Below are 7,136 nucleotides of genomic sequence, written 5' to 3' on the forward strand. Positions count from 1 at the left end.
CGGTGGTTCCCAAATCGAGCGAGACCCGGTGGAATAACCGCTGATGTTCGGCCGTGTGGGCAGCCAAAAGTTGCTCGAAACTTTTTTGTTTGGCGGCGGCGAGTGTCGTTCGTGTTGCAGACGCCGGGTTGCCGGAAACATCGTCGAACTTTTTGTAGCTTGTCGCCATGGCGATCAAAATGGTGGCCGAATCGGCGTCGGCGACCGACAGCGTTTTTTCGCCCGCCACAATGCTGCCGCCGTCGATTTGAACCGCAGCGCGGGCCTGAAATTTGAGTGCCCCTTCGATTCCACTCGCGCCTTGATTCACACCGTCCATCACCAGCGTGTTACCGCCGTCGACAAACACCCGTGCCTTCTGCGGCGTTTTCATCGAGGCGGTGAACGAGATTTGTCCCGGCTTATTCGCCGACAGCCGCACAACAATGACCTGATCGATCGGACTGGCGAAGCAGTGGCGCGAGAATGTCGTGCCATCTTGCTCGTAGGTGACACTGGCCAACGCTTGATCCAAATTCAGGTCACGCCGGTAATTTGCGACCGCCGTGGCGGGATGGAAATCGAGGAGCAAATCACCCACCGTCTCGTACGGCATTTCGCGCATCGGTTTGCCCAGCATCTTTTCGCCAATGAGCTGATGCGCCTGGGCGAACTCGCCGGCGAAAATCAGACGGCGGACTTCCGGCAAGGCGTCGCGCGCCGAAGGGTTCGCCGGATCGTACGGTCCGCCGGCCCACAGCGTATCTTCATTCAGTTGCAGGCGTTCCTGATTCACTCCGCCGAAAATCATAGCGCCAATCCGGCCGTTGCCGATCGGCAATGCTTCGACCCAAGCTTGCGCCGGCTGGCGATACCACAGTGACAGCGGCTCTGTGGGCCGCGAAACCTCGCCGCGAAAACTAATTTCTGTCTGCGAACTGGACTGGGCTGGGGTGCTGGCCGCGGAAACGCTTCCCGAATCGGCTTTCGAATCAGCCGACCAAGCGGTAGGCAAATCGACGATGAGAAAAATGACGTAGGCCGCGAGCGCTAGCCATGCGATATGTGAACGATTTGGGTATAACATATCCGCATTGTAACAGATCAGGCGAGGCAAATGTCTTGAGCAGCATTTGTCGGCGCCACCCGAAACTGACCCGCCGCAAGCGAGGTATAATCATCGCCTCGGGCACATCCGCTTCGGATCACCAACTATTCGACCTTTAGACGGCTTTTTTACCATGTCGATTCAACCCGCCGCAAAACTGCTCCTGGCGAACGTGGAATACGAAATCACCGACACCCGGCGAGGCCGGTGGCGGCGATATTTATATCCCAACGGTCGGTTGTTCGAGGAATTTGTTTCCCACGCCCAACTGTTCGGCATGCCGGTCATGCACTTCACCCGTGGCAAATGTCCGGAAACCGGTAAGCGGATTGTCGCCAAGGGAGTGATTGCAGTCGGCCGGCTGGCGTTCGGCATTCTCGCCATCGGTCAGGCTTCGTGCGGAGTGATTGCCATCGGGCAATTGAGCGTCGGCGTACTGTTCGGGCTAGGACAGGCCTGCATGGGGCTGTTTGCGCTGGGACAACTGGCGCTGGCCACGTCGTTTGGCGTCGGACAGTTTGCCGTCGGTTATGCCGCCATCGGGCAATTTGCGTTTGGGAAATACGTGCTTGCCCAAATCGGCTTCGGCGACCACGTCTGGGACATGCGCGGCGCATCTCAAGAAGCTGTGAAATTCTTCCAGACCTTCCTGCCGTAAACACTCGCGACAGTGAAAAGAATCTGGCATCCGTGCCTACGGAACCATTCGCAAGGAATTACTCTTGCGATACATTGCACTTCTATGTATCATCACGGTCATGAAACTGCACAAAGACCTGGTGGCCGCTTCAGCGGCCCCGCTGGTACTCTCAATTCTCTCCGGCGGCGAAAGCTACGGATACCGCATCATTCAGCGCGTCCGGGATTTATCTCGTGGTGAAATCCAGTGGACCGATGGCATGCTCTACCCGGTCTTGCACCGCTTGGAAACGCAGGGATTCGTGCGCTCGCGTTGGGTCACGACGGAAGCTACCAGAAAGCGGAAATACTACACCCTAACCGCCGCCGGAAAACGCGCGCACGGCAAGCAAAAGGAGCAATGGCAAGTCGTTCACGCGACTCTCACTAAATCATGGAGTGGTTTATGCCCGACCTAGAAAAACAGATTGCCCAGTGGAAGGCTTCGCTGAAAACCGTCTTGGGCGATTCTGATGAAATCGTCGACGAGTTGGAAAGTCATCTTCGCGAGGAAATCGATCGACTCATCCGTGCCGGTGACGCTGCCGAGACAGCGTTTTTAACCGCACAAGCAAAGCTGGGGCAGCCGGCGGATATCGCGGCAGAGTACGCCCGGGCCGCAGCACCCGCATTTTGGTTTCCTGTTTCGTTTGGAATACCGCTGTTTATCATTCTGTTTGCGTTTTTCAATTGGTCAGGCATAGTCCAATTGATTGTATCGAGAAATGTCTACTCGGGCCTAATCGTCGCCACGATTGGTTCTGGTGTGGCAATCATCTTTTACACGGCATTTGTCGGCTGCTATTACGTTATTAATCGCCTCATACACCCGATGAGTCTCGGCCAACTTAAATCACTGCGGCGATCTCTCATGGTGGGCAATGCTGCAATTTCCCTCTTTTGCTTGATCATTTTGCTTTACATACAAAGACAAGCATGGCCTCCTTGGGTAACAGTACAAGGAAAAGGACTGAATTGGTCCAATTTCGTTCAGCCGTTAATTCCAATGTTTTGGTCGGCAGCATTAGCAGTGCTTTTATGGATCAATCCCAAAAAGCTGCATCGCTGGGCGCTGCTCAGCATCGTAACTCTTACTGTAACAAACTGGGGTAACCTAATTCTTCAGTTGATTTTGGACCCCTGGCCGCCAAACGGATTCCGACGGTTCCAGCACGTTGCCTTTTGGGTTTACACAATTGTACCGTTGTGTTTCGTGCTGCTCGGCAGATTGCCGGCCCGCCGCGCCGATCGACGTATTGCGGAATAGCTTTTCAGCGCGGGCGCGATCCTGTTGACCACGCTCTGGAGAGTGTAACAAAACGAAACCACCGCTGGGCAAGCCCGGCGGCTAACTGATTCGTAAAATCAATGTGTTACGAGCTCTAAATACCATAACCGTTACTATCGGAACTTCTTTGCCGAAGTATTTCTTCTATTTTTTGGTAATGCGGCACTCGTTGCGGATGTCCGAAGCGGCGTAATTATGATGGATTCTATGCCTCATCTTTGCGTCTGCATTTCCGCTTTCGTAAGTCAGGTGCGGATCATCTGCTTTCCGTGATGAATGGCAGCTTGTCGCGCCAATTCTAAATTCCGTGCCCAAGGAGTGCCTGAAGCATGAAGTTCAAAGCCATTTTCGTTTCCTGGCCCCATGTCGCCTTGATATTGCTAGTTTCGGTGCAGGCCTCCTTTTTGTGGATGTGCATGAACTATATTGCGCCGATCTACGAAAGATTTCGCTATGAAGGATGGCTGGAAGGGGATGAAAAATCGCACGGGATTATGAGCTGGGCAAACTCGATGGTTTGGAACACGCTGCAAACGCTAGATACCCTTGCCACCTTGCCTTGGCTCTGCGTCCTTGGGCTTGCGGCGTGGGGAGCCTGCTTCCTGTTTCGACGAAGTCAAAACAAGCAAGTCCTGGGACTTTGGACGCTGACCACGGCGGCCTTGGGCTTAATGATCCTGATCGCCAGCTTCACGGCGGTCTTGTCGATTCCGCTGTTGGCGGCGGTTCCGACCATGTACAACAGCAAGCCGGAAACGATTGTCAAAGAACGATTGGCAACGGTAGACATGTTGTGCGACGTCATGGCACAGGCATTCAACAAGCGGGATTGGAACACGATGGAGGAAGCAACACGCCTGGCGATCCACGGAATGAACGACCTGGCCACGATGGGAGCCGCGGCTCCGGCCATTGTTTCTTTCAAGCACCAACAGCGTGTCGACGAATTGCGCACAGACCTACAATCTGCCAGTGAGGTCATGAAGGAGATTGAGTCGGCCATTCAATCGAGAGACGTCTCGCGGCTGCAAGCATCGATGACAAAATTTCACGATAAATACGCGCCGGTTCAATAAAATGGGCCGGCGTGAGCGCATTCATTGATAAAACGTTGCCACGCTCTTACGGCGGCGTCTGCGATGTGAACTGGGCCGGGATTGGCGTGGTGATTTCTCCGACAGAAGTTGGATGGGCGTTGACGGTCCACTTCGACGAGCCAAGATAGGTCATCGTCACCGTAAACGGCAAATTGCCGCTGGAAGTCGAGAGGGTAACGCCACAGACATAGGGGCTGGTCGCCGGATAACCGGTTTCCAACAGGGCCAGTCCACGGGCAACCGCGGTTGTGCTCCCTTCGTCACAACTTGTCATTTCTTGTTGAACGGTTTGCGAGCGCAGCAAGGACGACAACTGGCTGGCGCCAATCGCCAACAGCGAGAAAAAGAAAACGATAAACGCCAGCACGATCAACATTGCGTAGCCGGCTCGATGTTGCTTGTGCTTCATGGGTTTTTGGCAATCAAATCGTACGACTGCGAAACGCCCTGGCAGGTAAAATTCAAAATCATTTCAACGCCCGTGCCCAAGTCTCGCAGTTGCAGGGCTTCGAGATCGTGCGCGACTACGAATTGGGTGCCAGCCGTTTGATTAAGTCGTACCAAGGAATTGTCAACGACGCGATAAATAATGACCACATCCGGCGAAGCCCAGTCAGGCAATTCGTTAGGGGTGTCTCCGCCGTCGAAGCAAAGCCAAAGCTCGACGTTCGAAGGCTGCGTTCTGCCCACAAGCTTGTATTTTAGCTTGCCGCCGCTTAAACCTTCGGGCAGCATCCCGCTTAGGTCTTGCGCCAAGCTGGCCAGTGCCAGGTTGGCTTCTTGATCCATTTGGCAATAGTGTGCGGACGTCAAAAGCGGCCGGCCCAAGCCGCTCCACATGTTCGCCAGCAGTGCTGACAGCACGGCAAACAAACTCGTGGCAATGAACGCCTCGGTAAGGCTGAAACCGCGGCGGGAGGCAAATTTGGAATCTGCGGTATTCATTGTGTCGGTTGCACGTCGACTCCGGCAGTCACATCTTGGGTTGATACCGATTTTTGCAGCGAGTCCAACAGCACGGTATTAGTCGTCGGCAAGGGATCAGAGAGGGACGTGGTGCCCGGATCTTGCGTGGTTAGCGCCGCGGCAACTCCCAATTTGCGAGTCCAAAAATCTGAAGGCGGAACCAGGTAGTGGACAGAGGTCGGATCGAACCGGTGCTGGGCTTGGCTAAGTTGCCGGATATATATCGTGGTAATGGGCCCCAAGCCTGAGAGCAGAATTCCAAAGGTCACCAGGGCAATTTGCACCTCGATGAGCGAGATGCCGCGGCGTGCGGAATGCTTTTGGCGAGCCGTATGCTCGACGACCTGTTGCGCTTTGTCGGAACGGGATTCAACTTCCATGCAGGGGTACCTCATTCAAATCCTGCCGCAATGTTTGGCAGGGGCGGAGCAGACAGAACGCCCGAGAGCGTGCCGGTTTGATCGATGGTGAACGTGCCGTTCCATTTTACGTTGCTGTTTCGCGTCGCGGTGGCGACGAAGGTATTGGCATCCGCGGATACGATTTCGTAAGTGAAGAACGTTTGGTTGCTCAGCGAAGCATCCAGCATGCCGGCCGATTGCAGCGTTGCTAAGTTGGTCGAATAGGTGCGATTTTCAAGCCAATACAATCTCTGGGCAGACCAAATCGCTTCCAAATTTGCGGAGGCCACTTGGGCGCGAGATTGCTCGATCGCGAGTTGGAACGAAGGGATGCCCAGCGACATCAAGATTCCAAGAATCGACATGACAATAATCAATTCCAAGTAGGTCAAGGCACGTCGCGCCGAGGGCTTAAGGAATTTCGACTTCGGATTTTTGTTTATGAAAGTTTTCATCGTTGATGTCTGCCTTAATGCACCTTGCCGGCCATTTCGAACATTGGCATGTAAATCGCCAACATCAAGCCGGCGACCGTCGCTCCCATTCCGGCAATCACAATCGGCTCCAGCAGCTTGGTGACTTTTCCGATCAAGGTTTCCATTCTTTCTTTATAGTACGGAGCAATTTGCTCCATGACTTGCGACAACTGCCCTGATTCTTCGCCGATACGGACCATGTTGGTGATCATGGCGGTGAAAATTTCGGTTTCCTCCAGCGCGGCTCCCAAGGGCCGACCGCCGGCTACGCGTGTTTTGGCCCGATCCAAGGCGTCACGATAAATTGGATTCGTTTGAAACACGCCGACCAACACGCCCATGGCATCGAGCATGGGGATGCCGCTCTTCAACAAAAGCGCAATGTTCGAGGCAAATCGGTACATCGCCATTTGTACGATCAGCTCACCGAACAGTGGCATTCCCATGCCGACGCCCAAGAATTTTCGACGACCTCCTTCGGTCCGTGAGTATTGTCGGACTGCAAATACAAAAACGCCGATTCCCATGAGGATGTACAGGCCGTACGACACGATAAAGGCCGAGGCATCGACGACAAACTGCGTGATTCCGGGAAGTTTAGCGCCCATATCCTTGAACATTCCCGCGAAGGTCGGCACGACGAGCCACAGGAGAACCGTCACCGCTGTGATGGCAACGACGATCAACACGATGGGATACATGAGCGATCCCATGACTTTTCGGCGCGTGTCGCGCGCGTCACGGATTTGTTTATTCAATTCCAAAAGTACTGCCCCCATCTTGCCGGTGACTTCGCCAGTACGGATGACACCGATCCAGTTTGCGTCGAACACGTCGGGGTAATTGGCGGCGGCGGCGTTCAATGAGCTGCCTGCAGAAACACGGGCGGCAATCTCTTCGAGCGTTTTACGAAGCTTGATGCTTTGGTTTTGCTGGGCTGCGATTTGAATGGCTTGCAGCAGCGGCGTACCGGAATTGACCAGCGTAGAAAGCTGCTGGAAGAACATCATCTTGTCATCCAGCTTAATGGCCTTATGCGGCTTGCTGGAGACGCGAGCATGGGCGATGAACCAATCTTCAAAAGCCATGATATCCTCGATCGATGGCGCCGATTCAAATCAACGCAGCATCGAAAATTGTTTT

Annotated in this window: 10 protein-coding genes; 4 read left to right on the plus strand and 6 right to left on the minus strand. The window is 54.2% G+C overall.

Annotated features, from left to right (window positions below; all coding sequences use genetic code 11):
• Positions 1–1,066 (minus strand): glycoside hydrolase family 95 protein (locus VMJ32_08705; GenBank protein ID HTQ39096.1); only part of this gene is annotated, 1,066 nt, incomplete at its 3' end.
• Positions 1,067–1,220: 154 nt separating this feature from the next.
• Here VMJ32_08705 and VMJ32_08710 point away from each other — a divergent pair.
• The 4 genes from VMJ32_08710 (at position 1,221) to VMJ32_08725 (ending at position 4,129) form a co-directional block, all read left to right on the plus strand.
• A complete protein-coding gene (locus tag VMJ32_08710) occupies positions 1,221–1,745 on the plus strand; it encodes a hypothetical protein (GenBank protein HTQ39097.1) in 525 nt (174 codons plus the stop codon).
• A 100-nt stretch (positions 1,746–1,845) separates the two neighbouring features.
• The gene (locus VMJ32_08715) at positions 1,846–2,184 is read left to right on the plus strand and encodes a helix-turn-helix transcriptional regulator (GenBank protein ID HTQ39098.1); all 339 of its coding nucleotides are present in this window, start codon (positions 1,846–1,848) and stop codon (positions 2,182–2,184) included.
• Complete coding sequence (locus VMJ32_08720; protein ID HTQ39099.1) at positions 2,172–3,032, plus strand: permease prefix domain 1-containing protein; 861 nt, start codon at positions 2,172–2,174, stop codon at positions 3,030–3,032. Before VMJ32_08715 ends, VMJ32_08720 begins: the two co-directional genes overlap by 13 nt.
• A 350-nt stretch (positions 3,033–3,382) precedes the next feature.
• A complete protein-coding gene (locus VMJ32_08725) occupies positions 3,383–4,129 on the plus strand; it encodes a hypothetical protein (protein HTQ39100.1) in 747 nt (248 codons plus the stop codon).
• Between the two features lie 46 nt (positions 4,130–4,175).
• Here the strand turns inward: VMJ32_08725 and VMJ32_08730 are convergent, their stop codons facing one another.
• From VMJ32_08730 to VMJ32_08750, 5 genes are read right to left on the minus strand one after another with little or no spacing between them, the layout of a single operon-like run.
• Positions 4,176–4,559: a hypothetical protein gene (locus VMJ32_08730; GenBank protein ID HTQ39101.1), complete on the minus strand. Its 384-nt coding sequence runs from the start codon at positions 4,557–4,559 to the stop codon at positions 4,176–4,178.
• Complete coding sequence (locus VMJ32_08735) at positions 4,556–5,095, minus strand: hypothetical protein (GenBank protein HTQ39102.1); 540 nt, start codon at positions 5,093–5,095, stop codon at positions 4,556–4,558. The genes VMJ32_08730 and VMJ32_08735 overlap by 4 nt, the downstream gene beginning before the upstream one ends.
• The gene (locus tag VMJ32_08740) at positions 5,092–5,496 is read right to left on the minus strand and encodes a hypothetical protein (GenBank protein HTQ39103.1); all 405 of its coding nucleotides are present in this window, start codon (positions 5,494–5,496) and stop codon (positions 5,092–5,094) included. The genes VMJ32_08735 and VMJ32_08740 overlap by 4 nt, the downstream gene beginning before the upstream one ends.
• Before the next feature lie 11 nt (positions 5,497–5,507).
• Positions 5,508–5,972 carry a type IV pilin protein gene (locus VMJ32_08745; protein HTQ39104.1) on the minus strand — a complete coding sequence of 155 codons (465 nt, stop codon included), beginning with the start codon at positions 5,970–5,972 and terminating at the stop codon, positions 5,508–5,510.
• Positions 5,973–5,986: 14 nt separating this feature from the next.
• Positions 5,987–7,081, minus strand: a complete 1,095-nt coding sequence (locus VMJ32_08750; GenBank protein ID HTQ39105.1) for a type II secretion system F family protein — start codon at positions 7,079–7,081, stop codon at positions 5,987–5,989.
• Between the last annotated feature and the right edge of the window lie 55 nt (positions 7,082–7,136).

This window comes from Pirellulales bacterium, from assembly GCA_035499655.1.
Lineage (GTDB): Bacteria > Planctomycetota > Planctomycetia > Pirellulales > JADZDJ01 > DATJYL01.